Origin of the sequence: Dyadobacter sp. 3J3, from assembly GCF_009801115.1 — a bacterium.
GTDB lineage: Bacteria > Bacteroidota > Bacteroidia > Cytophagales > Spirosomataceae > Dyadobacter.
Genome location: NZ_VTOL01000013.1, coordinates 104,411 through 123,527, shown reverse-complemented (window position 1 = coordinate 123,527; position 19,117 = coordinate 104,411). Strand labels below are relative to the sequence as shown.

At 44.5% G+C, this 19,117-nt stretch carries 17 protein-coding genes; 8 read left to right on the top strand and 9 right to left on the bottom strand.

Annotated features, from left to right (window positions below):
• Positions 1-272: 272 nt before the first annotated feature.
• From FZF08_RS24775 to FZF08_RS24750, 7 genes are all read left to right on the top strand, one after another.
• Positions 273-1,376, top strand: coding sequence for a M50 family metallopeptidase (locus FZF08_RS24775; protein WP_159475083.1), 1,104 nt, complete (start codon positions 273-275; stop codon positions 1,374-1,376).
• Between the two features lie 396 nt (positions 1,377-1,772).
• Positions 1,773-2,018 (top strand): cyclic nucleotide-binding domain-containing protein, encoded by a 246-nt coding sequence (locus FZF08_RS31890; protein WP_229216688.1) that lies wholly within the window; start codon positions 1,773-1,775, stop codon positions 2,016-2,018.
• Between the two features lie 95 nt (positions 2,019-2,113).
• A complete protein-coding gene (locus tag FZF08_RS31885) occupies positions 2,114-2,341 on the top strand; it encodes a hypothetical protein (RefSeq protein WP_229216687.1) in 228 nt (75 codons plus the stop codon).
• A gap of 79 nt (positions 2,342-2,420) precedes the next feature.
• The gene (locus FZF08_RS24765; protein WP_159475080.1) at positions 2,421-2,774 is read left to right on the top strand and encodes a YciI family protein; all 354 of its coding nucleotides are present in this window, start codon (positions 2,421-2,423) and stop codon (positions 2,772-2,774) included.
• 11 nt (positions 2,775-2,785) lie between these two features.
• Complete coding sequence (locus tag FZF08_RS24760) at positions 2,786-3,202, top strand: hypothetical protein (protein WP_159475077.1); 417 nt, start codon at positions 2,786-2,788, stop codon at positions 3,200-3,202.
• Between the two features lie 36 nt (positions 3,203-3,238).
• Positions 3,239-3,622 (top strand): VOC family protein, encoded by a 384-nt coding sequence (locus tag FZF08_RS24755; RefSeq protein WP_159475074.1) that lies wholly within the window; start codon positions 3,239-3,241, stop codon positions 3,620-3,622.
• Between the two features lie 124 nt (positions 3,623-3,746).
• Positions 3,747-4,346, top strand: a complete 600-nt coding sequence (locus FZF08_RS24750) for a YdeI family protein (RefSeq protein ID WP_159475071.1) — start codon at positions 3,747-3,749, stop codon at positions 4,344-4,346.
• A gap of 173 nt (positions 4,347-4,519) precedes the next feature.
• Here FZF08_RS24750 and FZF08_RS24745 read toward each other — a convergent pair whose 3' ends face one another.
• From FZF08_RS24745 to FZF08_RS24715, 7 genes are all read right to left on the bottom strand, one after another.
• Positions 4,520-6,580, bottom strand: a complete 2,061-nt coding sequence (locus FZF08_RS24745) for an alpha-galactosidase (RefSeq protein WP_159475068.1) — start codon at positions 6,578-6,580, stop codon at positions 4,520-4,522.
• Between the two features lie 65 nt (positions 6,581-6,645).
• Positions 6,646-7,398 (bottom strand): ThuA domain-containing protein, encoded by a 753-nt coding sequence (locus FZF08_RS24740; protein WP_159475065.1) that lies wholly within the window; start codon positions 7,396-7,398, stop codon positions 6,646-6,648.
• 358 nt (positions 7,399-7,756) lie between these two features.
• The gene (locus tag FZF08_RS24735) at positions 7,757-8,668 is read right to left on the bottom strand and encodes a sugar phosphate isomerase/epimerase (protein WP_159475062.1); all 912 of its coding nucleotides are present in this window, start codon (positions 8,666-8,668) and stop codon (positions 7,757-7,759) included.
• Positions 8,669-8,691: 23 nt separating this feature from the next.
• Positions 8,692-9,597 carry a sugar phosphate isomerase/epimerase gene (locus FZF08_RS24730; protein ID WP_159475059.1) on the bottom strand — a complete coding sequence of 302 codons (906 nt, stop codon included), beginning with the start codon at positions 9,595-9,597 and terminating at the stop codon, positions 8,692-8,694.
• Positions 9,598-9,610: 13 nt separating this feature from the next.
• Positions 9,611-12,325, bottom strand: coding sequence for a PQQ-dependent sugar dehydrogenase (locus FZF08_RS24725; RefSeq protein ID WP_159475056.1), 2,715 nt, complete (start codon positions 12,323-12,325; stop codon positions 9,611-9,613).
• On the bottom strand, positions 12,322-13,437 hold the full coding sequence (locus tag FZF08_RS24720) for a Gfo/Idh/MocA family protein (RefSeq protein WP_159475053.1): 1,116 nt from the start codon (positions 13,435-13,437) through the stop codon (positions 12,322-12,324). Before FZF08_RS24720 ends, FZF08_RS24725 begins: the two co-directional genes overlap by 4 nt.
• A 4-nt stretch (positions 13,438-13,441) precedes the next feature.
• Positions 13,442-14,275, bottom strand: a complete 834-nt coding sequence (locus FZF08_RS24715; protein WP_159475050.1) for a phytanoyl-CoA dioxygenase family protein — start codon at positions 14,273-14,275, stop codon at positions 13,442-13,444.
• A gap of 56 nt (positions 14,276-14,331) precedes the next feature.
• Between FZF08_RS24715 and FZF08_RS24710 the strand changes: the two genes are divergently transcribed.
• Positions 14,332-15,303, top strand: a complete 972-nt coding sequence (locus FZF08_RS24710; protein ID WP_229216686.1) for an AraC family transcriptional regulator — start codon at positions 14,332-14,334, stop codon at positions 15,301-15,303.
• An 87-nt stretch (positions 15,304-15,390) separates the two neighbouring features.
• Here the strand turns inward: FZF08_RS24710 and FZF08_RS24705 are convergent, their stop codons facing one another.
• A complete protein-coding gene (locus FZF08_RS24705) occupies positions 15,391-17,565 on the bottom strand; it encodes an SUMF1/EgtB/PvdO family nonheme iron enzyme (RefSeq protein ID WP_159475047.1) in 2,175 nt (724 codons plus the stop codon).
• Positions 17,566-17,612: 47 nt separating this feature from the next.
• The gene (locus tag FZF08_RS24700; protein ID WP_159475026.1) at positions 17,613-19,106 is read right to left on the bottom strand and encodes a glycoside hydrolase family 28 protein; all 1,494 of its coding nucleotides are present in this window, start codon (positions 19,104-19,106) and stop codon (positions 17,613-17,615) included.
• Between the last annotated feature and the right edge of the window lie 11 nt (positions 19,107-19,117).

Sequence of the window (19,117 nt, the reverse complement as noted above, 5' to 3'; positions counted from 1 at the left end):
TTTATTTAAATTTTTCAAAGCTACAATTTTATGTGTAAATCGATTATGAAAAATCCCCAGGCGGCTTCATGGATTTCAGGTGTAACCCAAATCAACCATCAACGTGCAGCTTGTAAACGAAACAGCCAGTATTTTTTTAACTAATTTATTTTCATAGAGGCGCAGAAGGAAATAAAAGATTTTTTATTAAATTCATCCATGGCAATATAGGGTAAATTACATCTTTCAATGTAAAAAAAAAGCAAAACAAATCGGCGAAAATTCCTGGTTTTTTGTTGATTCTTTTTATTGGCGCAGTTACCGGATACTTTGCCGGAAAAATGGGTGTAAACGCCGCAAAAGAGGTTTCCAAAGCAACAGTTTTTGTGGTAGCGGCTCTTTTTATTCCATTGTTTTTTATCGTGATCGGTATTCATGAAGCCGGGCATGCATGGGCTGGCATAAAGGTTAATTTTGATTTCAGAATGTACGTCATTGGCCCTTTTATGTGGGAAAAAGAGCAAAACAAGTGGAAATTCAAATGGAATAAAAACATAAACACAGCCGGAGGATTGGTACTGTGCGTACCAGTCGGGACTGATAATCTTAGTAAAAGATTTTCTATTTATGCAGCCGGAGGGCCTATGGCAAGCATGCTACTCGCTGTTTTTGCATACGGCTTATCCCGGCTGATTTCAATTACAAATAGATCAGTAGATTCAGGTATGGAAACGGTTTCGTTTATATTGCTGACCGTTGCTTTTCTTTCGTCCGTCATTTTTGTCGCCACTTCCATTCCCATGCAAAATGGTGGTTTTTCCTCTGATGGCGCGCGGATTTTAAGTTTGCTTAGGGGCGGCAAAAAGGCCAGATTTGAAACCCTGATCTTAAAAATTATTGCAGATAGCATGAGTGGTATAAGACCAAAACTACTCAACATGAAAGAGTTAACCGAGGCGCAGGAAATCGCAGCCGAAATAAACCCTCCGTTTGGCGTTTATGTGCACAGCTTTTTTCACCAGGCAGCTTTTGACCGCGCGGATTTGGGGGACGCCGAAAAACATTTGATCGAATATGTCCGTAAGGCCGACGCAATTCCCGAGGGCATCAGAAATGCTGTTTGGATGGATGCCACTTTTTTTTATGCGTTTGGAAAACGTGATATAGAAGAAGCACAAAAGTATTGGGACCAATTCAAGCTCTCGGCAATGATCTCCAAAGCGCAGATTTATGCCACAGAGGCTGCTATGGCCAGTCTGAAAAAAGATGATGAGACCGTGATTGCAAAAATCGATGCAGCGATGAAGGAATTGCCTGCTATGCTCGACAAGGGAGTCGGTATTGCATTGAAGGAAAAATTGCAATTGCTGCAAATCCGGACGAAAACAAGGGCTTAGCTTTTGAATATAACTTTTTATAAATGAAAGTTAAAAAACTGGTTACTCTTCGGGCAATTTGCTTCGTTTGGATCATCAACTTCCCGTTTTCAGAAGATGTTCACAATAAATATAGCTAAAAAGAATCAATGTCAAACGAACATAAACAGGCCTGGATTTTAATGAATTATGACGTTTCTTTGGTCACTATTGTAACTCTCGTGATCGCCAAATTTTTCAGCGGTTTTGGCTATTCCGAATTCTTGAGGCCTGTTATTATTATCACCTTCACAGCTACATTTCGTTTCAAGACGATTCAGAAGCCAAACGTACACGTTACGATTTCTGGTTTTTTGTCAGAATATTGCTTCCTTTGAAATCAGATTTCCTGATACACAAAAGCCCCTTATTTATACGATGGTCAGCGAACTACGTCATCACATTATTGACCGCCTCGGCAGCGAACCTGAACACCTCGATGAAGTTCTGGCGACCTTCAGGTATGTGAAATTAAAGCGCAACGAGGTCATTTTAAAACAAGGAGAAATCTGTAAATATGTATATTTTGTCTCATCAGGTTGTTTGCAGGTTTTTGTTTACGACAAGGAAATGAATGAAAGACCCGTGATATCATTACAGAAAACAACTGGTGCTCCGAACTGATCAGTTTTGGTAGCCAGCAACCAGCCGCAGAAAATATTCGGTTCGTAGAACCGTGTGAACTGCTGGCCATTGACTACCAGGGTTTTCAGCGACTAATGGAAACTGTTCCACAGTTTGACAAGGTATACAAACAAATCCTGGAGGCCTCTTATGCCAATTCGGTGTACAGGATTAACACATTTGTTTCACTTACCGCACTTGAAAGAATAAAATGGCTTATGGAATACCGCCCAAAACTCATGAGCAGACTTTCCAGCAAACTGATTGCCTCCTATCTGGGCATATCACAGGAAACTTTCAGCCGGTTGAAAGGTAAGCTCTGAAACGTTGACATTTGTCAATGTTGAACGATTTTTAATTGCAGAATTTTGATCCATCAATCACAATTTAAAATCGCGATAAATGAAAGAGTACTTGCTATTATTCCGTAATATCAGTGGAGACAACAGTTACATCCTCACACCACAGGACATGGCCGAAGACATGCCGGCCTGGCAGGGTTGGATCGGAAATATTGCCATGCAGGGTAAACTGGTAGCGACCCAACCCATTGAATACCAGGGAACAATTATCAATAACGAAGGTATTTATGAGGGCCCGGACAAAGGAGGAAACAATGTGGTAGTAGCCGGATTCCTGATTTGCAAGGCCGACAGTCCGGGGGAAGTGGAGGCATGGAGCAAAACCTGCCCGATCCTGAAATACAAAAACGGCAGCGTCGAAATTCGCCCGATCATTCCCTTTCCCAGCAATTAAAATTAGCGATTATGGACAAAATTTTAAATCTTGGGCGATGGCTGTTTCCCCTTTCTTTTCTGATGTATGTCGGCCTTCACTTTGGCAAACCTGATGTAGGTGCTGCCTTTGTTCCGGACTATTTGCCCTACCCCTATCTCTGGAATTATTTTACCGCCTTTTGCATCATTGCATTCATTTTCAGTGCGGTCATTGGAAAATATGACAAACTGGCCTATACTTTCATGGCAATTTATGTAATTTTGATGGCGGTTTTGGTCCACCTTCCAAGGGCAATGGGCCACGAACTGGGTGTAGAAAACATGACCGCCGACCTGGCCCGGGAACAGGAACTTGAAATGGTTAACCTATTTCGTAATATCATGGTTACCGGTGCGTTACTCGGTTTCGCCGGTTTTGTAGCAAAAGACAAACGTATCATAGGCTAACGGATAATACTCATTCATCTCTAAACAACAAATAAAATGGAAAAATTAGGCGCTAATACCAATGCTCTGAACTGGTTTGAGATATCGGTTACGGATATAGAGAGGGCACAGAAATTTTATGAAACGATTTTTGAAGTAACCATGCATCCCATGGAAATGATGGGCATGCAAATGTCGATGTTTCCTTCGGAAAGCCCAAAATCTTGCGGTGCGCTGGTCCAAAGCCCGAACCACAAGCCGAGCACTGAAGGAGCCGTGATTTATCTAAACGCGAATCCTGACCTGCAACTCGTTCTGGACAGGATAGAAAAAGCAGGCGGCCAGGTTACCATGCCAAAAACCAGTATTGGAGAAAATGGAAATATGGCCTTTTTTATTGATACAGAGGGCAATATGGTGGGTTTACACTCGGGAGAATAAAGTTATTGTATTGAGAAACATTCTGGATGATCTGCATGAATATCTTTTATTTCGGTTATAAAAAAACTGTAAATGTTTTTTTATAACCGAAATAAATAAGAAAAATAAGTAACCATTGCACCAAATGAGCAAAGAAATAATTGACACATTTTATCCCCAAAGCCGGCAAGAATGGCGTAAATGGTTGCTAGACAATCACGATAAAAAACAATCAATTTGGCTTATTTATTACAAAAAAAAATCAAATATTCCGACGATAATATACAGCGAAGCCGTGGACGAAGCACTTTGTTTTGGCTGGATTGACAGCAAATCAAAACCATTAGACGATGAAAGATTTATGCAATTTTTCTGTAAAAGAAAAGCAAATAGTGTTTGGTCGAAAATCAATAAGGAAAAAATTGAACGTCTAACAAAAGAGGGGCTGATGACAAAGGCAGGTTTTGAAACAGTTGAAAAGGCAAAACAAAATGGCTCCTGGACAGTCCTGGACGAAGCAGAGGCTCTAATTATCTCAAAAGACTTAGAAAAAGAATTCGAAAAACGACCTAATGCGAAAACTTACTTTTTAGGTTTGAGCAGATCAGATAAAAGAAATATTTTACAATGGCTTACTCTGGCAAAACGAAAGGAAACAAGAGAAAAAAGAATAATTGAAATTGTGGAACTTGCACAGCAAAATTTAAAACCAAAACAATTTCGCGGACAGAAAAACGGAATATAATGGGTGTTTTGCAACGGTGGCAGATCGCGCTCCGGAAGCTAATTTATGATTAGTCGAAGGTTTATCCACCACCACATCATTAGCGGTAAGAACCCTCACCTCCGTCAGGAGTCGGAACCAACCCCGCTACAAATAAGCACTGAAAAAGATTTGATGAGTTGCACGCCTCCCGCTCAGTTCACTTTGTAGCTATACAACCCAAAGCTATTTTTCACAGGCAATGTAAACTCGACTGTTCCATCCTTCAACACCTGACTCTGAAATGCTTTTCCTGAACCCGCAATGGGCGTAAAGACAACTTTTGCGTCTACGGAAAACCATGTTTTTATATTGCCTTTAACCTGTTCGTTATCTTCCCGAAATACCACTATATAACCTTCCCTGTCATTCAGTATCGATTGAAAACCTGTCCATTGCGTCCCATCGGGCTGGTTACCAATGGGAAATATCTGCCCGGAATGAATCCTTGTGTTGTGTTTAAGATACGTTTTTACCAACCGGCTTGTCGAAAATGCTTCGGGTGGCAAACCAGTCCCTTCAAACCATGCCAAGGGTTGTGCAAACATTGTAATAGCAAAAAGATAGTCAAAAGTGTAATTTTTGGGTGCGAAAGGATCATTGGAAAGGTATTTATCCTCATTTCGCCATTTGTTCAGAAACTCAATCTGAAAATTCTGCGCAGGCACGTACCCAGACAACATCCATAGATTACGGAGTGTCGTATAGGGATAATAGTTGGCCCAATCAGTGTAACGGTTTTCGAGGAAAATGTTCCCGTATTCATTCAGATAGTGATAGCCTCCCCGGCGACCAGCCGTTACGTCGAGATTAAACACCACGTTATGATTGCTTTCCTGGCTTACTTTATCCAGAAACTTCCTGAAATTAATTTCGGCCAGTTTATCAGGCAGGCTCACTCCGTCGATTTTAAAGGTCCGGATCCCATATTTTTTGTAAATACCAATCAGCGCGTCGGCGTCTTTTTCCCAATGCTCGTTGCTATTGTCCTTACTCGGATTGAACCACAGACATACTTCAATGCCCAATTCTTTCCCTTTTTTGACAACAGGTTCAAGACCATTGGGGAATTTTTCTGGACTTGGCTCCCAGTAATTTTTATTTTGCCAGATGTTGCTTAATGATCCACCCTTCAACGCAGAATTCGATGAACGGCCCGTTTGCCATCCATCGTCCACTTGAAAGTGCGTAATACCAAGTTTTGCCCCAACTTCCAGTTCGGTCAGGGCAAATTTTTCGCGGACACGCGTATCTTGCCCTCGGTCGCCCCAGGTATTCATCAGTACCATTTCGTCTCTGCCGGGCTTATGGATCCGAAGATTACGCTGGTAAAGCCGCAAGGTTTTGTCCCGGTTTTTCTCATCGCCCGAATACACTCCCGTTGCAAAACCGTAACCCCGGCGCCATTCCGTGGGGTGTAAATCGGATGGATTCAAGCCCGCACCAATGATACTCAATTTGCCAAATTCTGTTAAAAAATCCCCTCCCGGATACGCCAGCTGCACGTTGGATGTCGGTGCTTCTTTCAGGATAAACAGGCCGTTGTCCGTAACATTGTCATGAGCAAAAAGTAGGTTCCCGCGGTACAGGTTAGGTCGATACGACATGGCATCCACTTTACTGACCAAATTATTAAAGCGGTCGGTAATGTCAAAAAACTCGACAGCGTTTAGTTTCCAGTGCTTTCCCGGCAGTTCCAGTTTCTCTATTACAGGGGTATTGCTGCCGGCTGCGCTTCCTGTTAGTTTTTCGAGGTTGACCATATCGGCCAGATTGGTACCGGGTTGTAGCCAAACAGCAGTCGACGAACCGCGAAAATACAGGTCGCATGCAATAACAGCGCAGTTGGGATAGAGACGGAATATGCGTTTCACCTCCAGCTTTTCCAGCATATAGGTAATTTCCACCTCTAGATGCGCCGGAGCAACCGCATTTTCAGAAACGATCCGTGAGCTAAATTTTCCATTTTCTGCTTTTTCCGATTGCCCCGGAAAGGCCAGGTCAGGTTTTGCAGTTTTGGTTTGCCACACGTGGCCGCTTGTTTTATCAGTCAGGGAACGGGTTATGATATTACCGTTATTCCAAAAGAATTTTCTTGCAATAAGCTGATTTTCAACAATCAAGGTATCATCATTCAATTCCGCGCGACAGGTTTCAACCCCCTGACCAAAAAGCTGAGTGCTTACGATGCACAGGATAAAAAAATATATTTTCATTAAAAGTTTTAGGTCTAAATCGTGATGATTCCTGGTTATTCAGTATAGCCCGAATGGCTTTGTTTTTAAAATTTGTAAATAACGGCATTCATTACGATTCGAGCATTTATCGTGTTTTCAAAATCGGTCATGGCATGACCTGGCTGCAAGTAAAAAATCCAGCCTTTCTCGGCCTTCATGCACCAGGCAGCACGGTCCTGCATCCAGGTTTTACCTTTTTTATCAGTAAATTTAAAGCCCATCAGGATCGTTTTATGCCCACTGAGTTTGTGGTTGACAAATCCTTCTGTATGAAAAAGCGGATAGCCTTTAAGTTGCTTTTCTTCGTTTTCTGACTCGCGCCGATAGCTGATTTTTTCAGGATAACTGATTTTATGCGTGGTAATAAAATGCCTGGGAAACAAATTTACTACCTCCATGCTTATATCACCAACGTAGCTATAACCACCGTCGCTGATATCGCCTTTGGGAAGCTCTACCCCCAGAAATGGAAACCATTCAGCATTTTTTCGCTTCATCGAACTGATTGAATGGTGAAGCAAAATCAATTTTCCGCCTGCTTTGGTATAATTCACAAATACATTCTCGGCTTCCGGAGAAATGTCCTGGTGGATATAGACCAACACCGCTTTGTAATCTGACAAATCATTTGGTAATTGTGTCTGCAACACGATTTTCGAATCAATATTTTCGTGAGTTTTCAAAGCTTTTGCCAATATTTCCATCGCAGGAATTTCATCCGCCACGATCAACACGCCGGCGGCTTTAATGCCACGGGCCGTCCATAAAAAAAGAAGGGACAAAATAAGAATTCTCATTGTGTTTGATGTTTGACAAATCTACGGGGTACGGAGCACCCATATATACTAACGGCAACAAAAAACGAAATACAAAAAATGAATTCATTTATAGTATTTCAAATGATTTTTCATCTCCATAATCTTCCGGAAGAAGTTGCGGGCTCCAACCTGTTACCATAGAGCGTTAGAAAAAATCAAGTCAAGAATTAACAACCTTTGGCATATTTCTAAATGAAATGTGATCGTGTTAATGTCCATAAATGTGAAACAGCAATACTGCCGCATTATCCCGTCTTTTTCGAAAAAATTAACTGTTCGATGACGTTCCCACTCAAGCGGATTATTTCTGCGGCAGTTTTACAAAATATATGCCTGATTACCACCCAAACACCCGTTGAACATAACCCCGGCTCAACTTCCAGTTTTCAGCTGCCGACCTGCTGTTGGGTTCATCAAAAGCCAGCTCAACTGCGGCGTCACCTTTGTAATCGATTTGCTTCAAGACGGCGGCAATGGCCTTGAAGTCAGTTGTGCCTTCCCCTAGTGCTTCGGCCCATTTGCCCGTTGCTTTCTGGTCGCGGAGGTGCATATACACGATCTGTTTTTGGTACGTTTTTATAAACCACACCGGATCAATTCCACCACGGATCAGCCAGTTTAGATCGGGGCCCAGTTTCAGTTCAGGCACACGCTCCAAAGTTCCTTTCAGGTCATGCATACCATTCACGACCTCGTAGGTGTGGTTATGAATATTAAGGATTATGTCTTTTGATTCACAATATGGAATCAGCTTTTTTAATAATCCGGCCTGGGCATCCAGTTCTTCGTCCGTTTTCACCCGCCGCGCATCTCCCACCGAAGCACCAAAATTTTTACCCCCCAATTGATGAAGCCTGTCTATAATTTTGGTTGCATTGGCCAGTATCTCATCATGTTTTTCTTTCTTCCACATTTCAGCACTATAGGAACAACCCGTTACCGGAAGTTTGTGTTTTTTAATCAATCCTGATATCCTTTCCACGGAATCTTCTGCTTCCAGTAAAATGTTCATCAGTTCAAGGCCATCATAACCTGCTGCTTTGATCTCTGAAAAAACCTGGTCCAAAACCGGCGTGCAGTTCCAATCCGGTGGATACTTACTGGCATACACCCACAAATGGGCGCTGAGCGTAAGACCGCTCTTTTTCCCGGAAACAATATTATTTAGTAAAGAAAGATCCGTTAAAGCTCCGCCGGTGAGCAGGACAGATGATTTGAGAAATGTGCGGCGGTTTAGTATTGTCTGCATGTTTTTTGTTTTGGTTAGTCAAATTACAATCCGTTGGCAGCCAGTCGCTCGTCAAGAAATCTTTTTGCCCGGGGAACATCCTGTTCTTCAAGATGTTCAATGACGATGGGAATGTTGGGATGTTTTTTTGAAAGCCTTTTCAGGTACAAATCATAGTTCAAAGAACCTAATCCCGGCGCAGGCAGCTCGATCATTCCGACGCCCCGTAGCGCGTGTGCTTCGTCTCCGTCAATTTCGGCCAGGGCAACACCCAATGCGGATGCTGCAAGTTTGACGTCTTTTGCATGGGCAATTTTGATTTTGTCAGCCAGTGCATCGAAAATTCGGTTAATCGTCAGATCCATTAACCCGATGTTATGCTCCTCAAAATAATTGGTAGGATCCATCAGCAGCCCCAGGTTCGGATGGTCAATGTCCGCAAAAAGCTGCAATGTCTCCTCAATGGATCCGATAACATTATTCACGTAAGTCTCAATACAGAATGTCACTCCGTGCGATGATGCAAAATGTACCAGCTCACCGATAATATCCCGGCATTCGGCATATCCGGCATCCGTTTTATTTTTGGGATCATGCACCCAGTCACTTTCTGCATTGTAGGTGCCCGTTTCGCTGATCACATACGGAGAACCCAGTTCGTTGGCATAGCGGATAATCTGAAACAAATGTTCCAGGTTCGCCTTTCTTTTATCCGGATCCGGATGCACCAGGTTGGTATACCCGGATATACAGGAGACCGGAAGATTGTATCTGCGAAATGTATCCCGAATCGTTTTTGCTTTCTGAGAATCGATCCCCGTTGTGGAAAGATCCATATCCTTGAAAGACACGTCAAGCTGCACGGTATTGAAGTCCAATGCTCTGATCTTCCTGGCAGTTTCTTCGAGTGAATACGGAAAATATCCGGTAAAAATCCCGACTTGCATCATGGTTTTGGTTGAATCATTTTTGAAATAAAATATCTTTTAACAAAGGCCCATTAAACATGCCCGTCTCATTTTTGGTATCCTGATAGACAAAGTAAATGTCTTGCAACCCTGTCGCTTTAACAATATCTGTGTCCAGCCGTACAGGCGCGTCCGACCTTTTAATGTAAAATGTGCCCAGGACAAACCCATCGGGAGATCCCTCATGTAAGGTAACGCGACCGTCCACGCCGGACGAAAGTATTTGAAGAGAAACCTTTTTAATCGTTTTAAGATCAATTTTTCTGAATGCGATGAACGCGTTATTTTCGGTAAACCGCACTTTTCCAGACTCTTTCTGGCTGCCGCTGTTCAATGCTACCCTGAAAGATGTATCACATGAGATGGCTTCCAATACCGGTGGACGAAGCAGAATTTCCCGGCGTGAGGTAAGAGAAGACATTCCATTCGCCCCTTTATCCTCATAAGAAACCGTAAGAAGGTATTTTCCCGGTCCTTGTTCTCCAGCTTCCGGTTTCGTTATAACTGTTCCGGCAAGCGGCAGGGACTTGATTTTCGCAGGCTGCTTTGCCAATGAAAGAATGTAGCCTAACATTTCGGTAGTCTGCGCCAGGGTAAGCTGGGGATGTGCGGACATGGCATTCTCTCCCCAATTCCCGTTACCACCGCTGATGACTTTTGCCGCCAGTTTCTCGATCGCATTAGGATCATGCTGATAGCGTTTCGCAATTTCCTTATATGCCGGCCCGATTGATTTCTGATCAAGTCCGTGACAGGCTTTACAATCGCTCTGGCTGATCAGCTTCTCGCCACTACTGATCCTGCTGCTACCAACAGCGGACTCATAATTCTGTGCGGCTAAGGTAATGTCCTCGCCAAACGGTATATGCTCAAATGTAACAACCGCTCTGCTTGCATCAATGCCTCCTTTAAGCTGATCCTCCTTATCGCTTATCATCACTTTGTAAGGCACAACTTGTTTCGGCCAGTAAAAAGATTTATTGGACGACCAATCAATCACAATTTTCGGCGGTTCGTTACCAACTTTGATTTTCAAGGTTTGCGATGCCGATTTCTCCCCCTGATCCGTCACTTTCAGGGTAACCTGATAAATGCCTGCTTTCTTAAATGTAAATTCCGGCTCTTCCAATTTGCTTTGACTGGATTGAGAAGCGCTGGATTCTCCAAAATTCCATGCATAGGTCAGCTTGTCGCCGGCATCGTAGTCCATCGTACCCCTGGCCGAAAAGCTGACCTTAAGCGGAGCAGATCCTACTGTGGCACTCGCGTTTATTTTAACAAGCGGAGGTCTGTTTCCTTCTGAATAATCGATTCTGACCAAACGGGAATTAACATTTTGGGCAAACCAATAGGTACCATATTCTAAAAGATACATGGCTCCATCCGGCCCGAATTCCATATCAATCGGGTGGTCGAACTGCGTTTTTGGCATAAAGGGCTCAATGCTTTCCAAGCTGCCATCCGGTTTCATAGTCACCACATTGATCCAGTCGCGCATCCACTCAAATATGAACAGCTTGCCATTGTAGTAGTCGGGAAAGGACCGGTCTGACTTTTTAAACTGATCTGAGTAAAATACAGGCCCCGCCATTGGGCTTTTTCCGCCCGTACCCAAATGCATAAATTCGTCCGACTCCGCGTAATTATACCAAATCATTGCTGGCTGGGCAGGTGGAAGTTTCCTGAGACCTGTATTATTTACCGAATGATTGACCGGATTGAGCGGATCGAAAAATTTGCCCGCTTTGTCCTGAGCAAAATCGTATTCGGCATAAGGTCTGTTGTTTCCCGCAAAATAAGGCCAGCCGAAGTTTCCTGCCTGTTTTGCCTGGTTCCATTCGTCCCAGCTTCTTGGCCCCCGCTCACTGTCTTTCTCGCCATTCTGCCCTACATCACCCCAATACAAGTAACCATTTTTCCGATCTGCCGAAATACGGATAGGATTTCGGCAACCCATGACGTAAATCTCAGGCCTCGTAAGCGGGATATTTTCCGGGAACAAATTCCCTTTTGGTACGGTATAGGTACCGTCGGCTTCCGGATGGATCCGAAGTATTTTACCACGCAGATCGTTCGTATTACCGGCAGTACGCTGGGCGTCCCAGGGCAAGCGTCCGGCCCTCTCGTCAAGAGGTGCATAATAATTGGAGCCAAAGGGACTGGTATTGTCTCCGGTAGCAATAAAGAGGTTACCGTCCTTGCCAAAAGCAATAGAACCTCCTGAATGGCAACACTCATCGCGTTGCGTAGGTATTTTGATAAGAATCTTTTCCGATTTTAGATCGAGTTTTCGTTCTTCGAAAACAAACCGTGAAACATATTGCTGCGGCGTGTCGCCTACGGGAGAATAGAAAAGGTAAATCCAATGGTTCTCCTGAAATTTCGGATCGACCGCAATTCCCAAAAGCCCATCTTCAATTTTACTGAATACAGGCATTTGCAGGATCTTTTGCATTTTCGACGTAAAAGGGTCATACATTAACAATCCTCCATTACGCTCTGCTACCAGCACGCCGCCGTCAGGCAATACAACCAGTTCCATGGGTTCATTCAGGTTTTCAGCCAGTACCACTTTTGAAAACCGGTTTTCATCCGGCTTCTCCGATGTCCGGCCAACCGGAGGAATAGCCGGGTCTGAAAGTTGCCAGGAAAGTAGCAAGCTGCCGATTACCAGCAAACCCGCTTTTTTCGTTCGCGTAAAAATATTCATGAATGGATTCGATATTTTGATAAAATTTCTTCGATTTCCACAGAACGGTGTTCTTTGGCAGAAACGTAACAGGCGTCAACAAGCGCCATGGTTTTCAGATTGTCACGTCCACTTATCTCAGGCTCTTTTTTCTGCTCAATGGCCACCAGGAGCTGAGCCATCGGACCGGCGAAAGCGTCTGGAAACCAGGCCTCGTCCCACCTCGGTTTCTGCCATCCGGATGGGATTTTCGTAGACGTGAAATCAAGAGTGCTCGGCACGTGGTCTGGATAGGAAGGCCAGCCAATCGTCCCTTTTGCCATGCCCTCCAGTCCTTCGACACGCCAATTGATATAAATATCTTTTTCAGCTCCCTCCATGGCAGGCCCTGTCCAGACGTCGTCCCAGGAGGAGGCCCGTACGCCATTTTCGTATTCGAGGATATACATCGCTATGCCGTCTTCATGCGGAAACCGGGCAGCCGTTCTCGGATCCTGCGTCACACTGCAGTACACGCGCTTGGGGTCGCCAAACCAGTACCGGAATGTATCCAGGTGGTGTATGCTCATGACGCGTAACGTGAGCCAGCCCATACCAGCCTGCCAGCCCGTCCAATGCGGGATTGCCCGCATATCGATCGTGCCCAATATCGGTTTTCCGAGCAAACCCTTATCGATCAGACTTTTGCAAGCCCGCACCGACTGATCATAGCGCATATTCTGGTTCACGGCCAGCACGACACCCGCATCTTCACAAATCCGGACAATTTCCAGCGCTTCGGGATAATTCATCCCCAACGGCTTCTGGGCTAAAATTCCTTTGATGTTTTTATTTTTGACTGCCTCCCGTATCACTGCCATTTGAATATCAGGCGGCACGGCAATGTCAGCGACGGTAACTTCCGGATCAGCAAACATCTCCTGGTAAGACGCATACACCTTGCCGATCCGATGCCGTGACGCAACGGATTGGCTTGTCGCAAAAGAACGGGAAGTAATTGCTACGGGGTTAAAACCTGCGTCGCGGTAGGCTACCAGCTGGCAGTCTGCCATAATGAAACCAGCACCCACACAGCCAATCCCGGGCGACTTGTCTTCCGGTAATAATGGTAAATAGTCCAGTGTTATATCCATGTAATTAAGAACGCTTCACGTCCTGGAGGGTGATCTCCGCTTCTTTGCTCAAAAAGTCCGAATGCGCAACGACCCGTTTCCCGCTTTCCAGCAATGCTGCGTCTGAGACAACTTTTACAGGCTCAATGCAAGACGTATGTTTTTCCCTGAATGGTTTATTGTAAGACAAATTGTAAGCCGAAATAACCGACCACCGGGGTTTATCCGAAAGGTTCGCGTCGGAACGGTGGAGAATGTTGCTGTGAAAAAAAAGAGTATCACCTGCTTTCAGTTCCACATATACCAGCTCGCTCACCTTCTCCGCTTCCGCAACAAAATCAGCATCTGCACCTTGCTGCTCACCCACAAAATTGTGTTCAAGACGCTGCATTTTATGCGTTCCTTTCAGGACCTGCAGGCAGCCGTTTTCAATCGTTGCATCCGTTAATGCAACCATCACAGAAATCATGGCCTCCGGATACAGAAACCCATTTTTATACCAGTAACCGTAGTCCTGATGCCATTCCCAGGCACCTCCCTTCTGCGGCTCCTTCTGCATCACTTTAGAGTGAAAATGGCAAACTTTACCCTCGGTACCCAAAAGCGATTGTACTGCATTGACCATACGCTCCGAGCGGGACATCAGTCCGAAGGAATCATCTCCCGGCGTGAACCAAAGTGTCAGCTTGGTACGGTTTCCGTTAGTATCTTTCAGATCGAATGCGTGACTGGTTACACTTTCGTCCGTTGCCAGCCCGAAGAGCAAGTCGGTTTCATCCTGGCTGAAAAAATTACGTTTTATTACAAAACCATTGTCTTTAAAATCGGCCTGGTCGTTACTATCGATCGTCGTTTGCATAATACTGTTTTTTTAAAGATGCTAAGTATCAGATAAAATTTTCATGAAATAGTATAATGCAAAGTAAGTTCTTGAAACAGCCTGGTTCTACCAATATTTTCGTAATTTTATATGGTATTTTGAATTCTTTTAGAAAACTGTCGAATAATAGCCCGAACATTCCATTGAAACCACTGATCCAGAAGCTTCCGATAGACAGCAGTTCGTCGTTTGTGGCGCGTACTTACACCACCCCAAATTTCGAAACTCCCTGGCACCAGCATATTGAATATGAACTGGTGCTGGAGAATGGTGGGGATGGAACCGTGTTTGTAGGAGACTACATCGGCGAGTACCATGTTGGTGATGTGTTTCTGCTTGGCAAAAATCTGCCTCATTGGTTTAGAAAATGGGAAGGCGACATGATAAGCAGTGCCGTCGTCGTGCAGTTTCAAGAGGAAATCTTCTCCGGAAACTTCTCGTCACTACCCGAAATGCAGCTGATACGCGCCTTGATGACAAAAGCATCGCAGGGCATTCTGCTTAAAGGTGATCTTAAACAAAAAATAGGAGCTCTCTTGCTTCAAATTGAGTCACTGACTGGTTTTCCACAAATGGCAGCATTGCTGGATTGTTTACACCAGATCAGCATCTCGGATGAGATCAGTTTTCTTACAAATTCGCCAATCATCAACTTTTCCAAACTGGATCAGGGCCGTATTCACCTCGTTTTTGAGTATTCCATGCAAAACTTTCAGCGTCCGATCCGTGTCGAAGAGGTAGCAGCACTGACTAACAAGAGTGTATCTGCATTTTGCCATTACTTTAAAAAAAGTACAAAAAAAAGTTACATTGGCTTTTTAACGGAGATTCGGATGGCACATGCCTGCAAACTATTGACATCTACGGATATGTCCGTGACGGAAATATGTTATGAAAGCGGCTTCCAGAACTGGTCAAATTTTAGCGCTCATTTCGCGAACCACTTCCACATTTCCCCATTGAAGTACCGGAAACGTCAGACGGAACTCCAAAATATCAATGAATGAAAGACTTTGGGATCGTCATTGTCTTCGCGAAACTGCTAAGCAATCCCAATCTTCTTTTTTCTAGATTAACGTATTTTCCTTCCATAACTATTCCAGATCCGCCACACAGCGGAAACCAACGGTGGCGCATCGGTCCAACCCTGGCCAGGTCAGCAAGTATTTCGCTCCAAAATTGTTTTTTTGAGCGCCCTGATCTGCATACCATTCCGATGCCCTGTTAATATACCATCCGCCGCCGCGTAATATGTAATAATCATTATAGCCATCCGTGCGCTCACTTTCGGTCATTTGCCATACGTTTCCACTCATATCGTATAAACCGACCGATGTCCTGCCTTTCTCAAACTTTTTAACAGGTGTCGTTCCCTCCCATTGTCCGGTATTTACGACTGTCGAGTCAAAGTTATTACCCCAGGGATAAACCGTTGCCACAGCCCCGTTTTGCGCAGCCCATTGCCACTCTGCCTCTGTAGGCAGTCTTTTCCCAGACCATTTGGCATAGGCGCGTGCATCATTCAGATCAACATACGTTACCGGGTGATTTTCTTGGCCTTTTGGAGGCTTTCCAGCGACCCAATGTTTAAGAAAGTTTTCTGCATGCTCAGGTTTGTAGCCCGACATTTTCAGAAACCGGGCAAACTCAGCATTGGACACGTGCGTTACATCCATTGCAAATGGACTTAATTTTAAAGTTACTTGTCCCTTAGTAATCTCATTCCGGGCCTGGCTATAAGAGTAGTCAACATAGTTGCCAATCGGATAAAAATTGCATTCCCGCTGCCGGAAGGCAAAAGTCATCTTCACAGAATCTGCCGGAACGGGAATTTCAACCATATTATTGGGAAATTTTTTGGACTTGTATTTTTTTGTAGAATCAACGGGTTTAAGTACATGCTTTGGAAGATTCACAACGGTACTGAAATCAGCCGCAAGATAGGCATCTGCCTGCTTTTTTAGAAAAGCGTAAAACTCCGGCGTACATTCCTGTGCCGGGATCGCCAGGATTCCGGAGATAGCTTTTGGCCTGTAATCCGCATAGATGCTGACCTTGCCATTTTCGATGCTGGTGTGCATCTCCTCTCCGGTGATCAAATCAAAATAACGCGTACCCTCGACAAAATCTTCCTCGAAAAGCTTTCCTATCGTGCGCTGTTCCTGGCGGTTAATGACCGTCCAAAGTATCTTATTGCCCAGTTTCCACTGCGATGCAAAAATGCGGTTTAGTTTAATTGGAAACAGCGGCGTCCATTCACCTTCTGTAAAAAAAGCAGAGTATTGTCTCAAAACCGGCAACATAGTCTTGTAATGATATTTATCACGCGGGTTCAAAGGATTTACCGTCCCGAAAACATTCTCCCAAATCACCAGTCCGCAGCCATTGACCCAGGCATTCTGAAGCAATGTGGATTGTTCGTGACTGAACCGTGAGAGTCGGTAAATCAGATGCTTTTGTTCCAAAAAGCGGTTTCTGACCAGATGCGGAACTTCGGCAAATTCCAGGTTTTTGAATTTCTCATTCCAGCCCACTTCGAGCCACGACTGATGCACCAGGTTCAACGCCTCGGGCGTGATGGGTATCTCCGACTGAAATATAGCACCCTTTTTGGCCTTTTGTAGATCGTCGAAAAATCCGTCCACAATCGAAATTGTATCCAGGTAAACACCATCGGCCTCAACCTCTTTCACCATTTTTAAAAGCTCATCCTCGTCGCGGACACCTTGTTTTCTGCCAATATTATCCCAGGGATTGTAGGCGATCATCAGCTTTTTGCCCATTGCATGCAGCTGCGTGCTTAGTTTTTTAAGTCCCTCCACCCCTCCCGGAAGGTTGCGGTAAAAGTCAAACTGGGTCCGGTTGTCAAAACCCAGTTGCGGGTATGTGGGCCAGAGCACGACTATATCCACACCGCCATATTCCTGTTCATATTTTTTCAGACAAGCCCTGATATCATAGTTCCCGTCCTTGTCATAAAGTGTCTTTTCATTGGCCATTAAAAAGAAGGTCGAATAGGCCTGCGAAGCCCATTTGAATTCCTGATTACGGTAGTTTTCATTGTTGTATTTCAATTCCTGCAAGGTAGAATCCTTCCAGGCCCGAAGCTCATTTCGCCAGGTATCCCATTTTTCCGGATTCGTCGGTGCTTCGATCAGTTGATAGTATCTGCCCGTCAGCTTTGAGGGCTTTTGTTCCTGTGCATGAATACTGCTGTAAGCCAGAAAAAGTATGGCCAATGCTGCATTAAATATTTTAGAAATATACATTCGTTTGAATAGTCTGTTTAGTGATTAAAAGCCTCCGGTTGCCGCTGCTATTCGGCCACACGCACCTCACTTGCGATTTTGCAAATTGTGCCTGCTTCACTACGAATTTTCCGGCCGTTTACTTCAATATTTTTCAACAAAATACCTTTTGCATCGTCCATAACAAAAGGCGTTCTTGCCTCACTAGCTGGAAATGTTAACGTAACGTCAGAAAGGACAACTCCTTTTGCATGTCGGATATAGAATGCGCTGGAAGGAAGCCTGGCGCCGAACGTGAGCCGGTTTTCAGGATAACCTTTTGTATTCTCAGCAGGTATTGCAGGAAAAGCTTTTATTTGCGAAACATCTACTGCAATCGGAACGGAGATGTGTATATTGGAAAGCCTGATATCTTCCACCGGGCTACTTTCCAGGCCAGCAATAATGGAAGGAATAATGCTTCGGCTGGTAGCGCGTACGTTTTGAATACTGATATGGCGCATCACTGAAGGCTTGCCATCCGGACTGACAAATCGAGCTCCAACCCGAATAAATATCGGACTGAGCACGTCTGTCATGTCGATATCGGAAATATTGATATTTTCAACAAGACCACCGTCAACACCCAGGATGACTATGCCCGTATTCACGCTTTGCTCTTCTGGTTTATAGACCATATCAGGCGTCATATTCCAGTGCCGAAAGCCATTGAACGACGCTTTTTTGATAATGCAGTTACTGACAGAAATGTTGCGAAAACCGGTGCGGGAGCCGGTACCAAATTTAATCCCATTGCACAGCGATGAAAGTATGCAGTTTGTCACGGTGATATTCTCGCAAAATTTGCCCAGGTATTCACTTTTAAAACAAAGCGCATCATCTTCGGAGTCAATCGTGCAGTTCGAAATCGTGACATCTTTTGCGTCCATATCCAGGCCATCGCAATTCCAGTTGGACATGCTCCGAAGGTAGATCCCTTCGACAGTCACGCGCTCACAGCCCGATATGGAGATGGTGATCTGGGCAGCGTTCAGCACCTGAATCCCTTTTAACAGAACGTCCTTGCAGTCGATAAAAAACAGGTTTTTAGGTTTTCCGTCTTTGTTGAGCCCAAGCTGAAAAGCCTTCCCATCCCCTGCCCCGCGCACGGCACCCATGCCGATAATTCCAGTATGCTCTGCTTTATCAGCGATGATGACCGCTTTCATGTTTTCCACATAAAGGCCATTATGAGTGATGGTACCAAATTTTTTCGCTGCCAGAATGTTATGATCCGGGTAGTCTTCCGGGCTATAACTGCCTTGCAAAACCGCACCGGGCATGAGGTTCAGGTATACATTGGATTTAAGAAAAACGGTGCCCGTAAAATATCTCCCCGCAGGTACAAGCACTTCTCCCCCGCCTTTGGTAAAACATAAATCAATCGCTGCCTGAATCGGTTTTGTATTGATAAAAGTGGTATCGGTTTTCGCTCCAAAATCCACGATATTATACTGCTGGCCATGGATCGCAAAGGAAGGCAGCAGAAAACTCAACAGACAAATCAGTTTTCTTAGGCTCATAAAATAGTTGA